A 1058-nucleotide genomic window follows, 5' to 3' on the forward strand; every position below is an offset into this window, starting at 1 on the left:
AAAAAGATGTGGGCAAAATAGAGCGAGCAGAACGAGTATACGTAGAAGTCGAACCACTCGACCAGATTCCCTGATGAGGCCCCGACAATGGCCCATACGCGTTTGCGGGTATCCTCTTGTCTGGCAGCTTGTGCCTCAGCGCGATCGCTCACGTCGGCCATGATGTTCTCCTTGTTATCAGACCGGCTGGTCTTCTTATCTCAAATTGTCAGGGTGCACGCGCCGCAATAGTAAATAAAGTGTTAATTATTTGTCGGCTACGGTTTTGTGAAGCGGGACGATTTTTACCTGCTCCATGGCTAACCCCATTTCGCCTGGTGCGCACGTTTACGACGCAGGTAATCCTCATCGGCACGGATGCGATCCCACCAGGTTTTAAACACCGCCGCGGCGGCAGCTTTCACCGGATCATTCCCGCGCGGGTGTGTGGTACCGTCCTGCGCATACTTTTTCCCGCCTTTGTAGTTTGCGTAGCGGCGGGCGCGGGTGTAGCCCATCTGAATGAATTTGCGTGCCATGTCCATCCCGACAAAGTCATCCTCTCTCCGCCAGGCTTCGAACATGTCGTAGATTTTTGCCGCGGATTTCTCTGCCGCCTCGGCATCTTTGTATCGCCACCACGGCAGGATTTCTGATTTATAGGGCTCTACCAGCAGAACACCCTGTTCGCCGCGTCCGACCTGATACTTTTCCGGGTGCTTGCGAAAGTCGATATTGTCGAAATCTTGTTCATAATCAAACGGTCTGATAGCCAGAGTTCTGTCTCCCTGATGAGATATGCTCCATAAGAATAGGTGACAGATAAAGCATGGGAATCAATATCAGAAAATGTCTGACTGGGTAGGCAATGGTGGTGCTGGCGTCCGGGAAGCATGAAAGCATTGATCGAGCGAGGTGCCCGTAACGTTAGTTTTTGTGTATGGCCGGAGGGTATGAATATATGTCAGCATCTGGGGACGGGACGCTGGAGGCAGGCGCTGCCGGCGGGTTTTCCCGGCACCGGAATGCAAAAAACCCTCAGCTTTCGCTGAGGGTTCTTCAATTTGATGCCTGGCAGT

1 protein-coding gene and 1 pseudogene are annotated in these 1058 nt (G+C 52.6%); both read right to left on the bottom strand.

Annotation, left to right across the window (positions count from 1 at the left end):
* A pseudogene (locus DW58_RS21385) lies at positions 1-161 on the bottom strand (alpha-ketoglutarate transporter); the annotation flags it as partial.
* A 138-nt stretch (positions 162-299) separates the two neighbouring features.
* A complete protein-coding gene (locus DW58_RS11785; protein WP_024550663.1) occupies positions 300-755 on the bottom strand; it encodes a DUF4385 domain-containing protein in 456 nt (151 codons plus the stop codon).
* Between the last annotated feature and the right edge of the window lie 303 nt (positions 756-1058).

Source organism: Siccibacter turicensis LMG 23730, assembly GCF_000463155.2.
GTDB classification, from domain to species: domain Bacteria; phylum Pseudomonadota; class Gammaproteobacteria; order Enterobacterales; family Enterobacteriaceae; genus Siccibacter; species Siccibacter turicensis.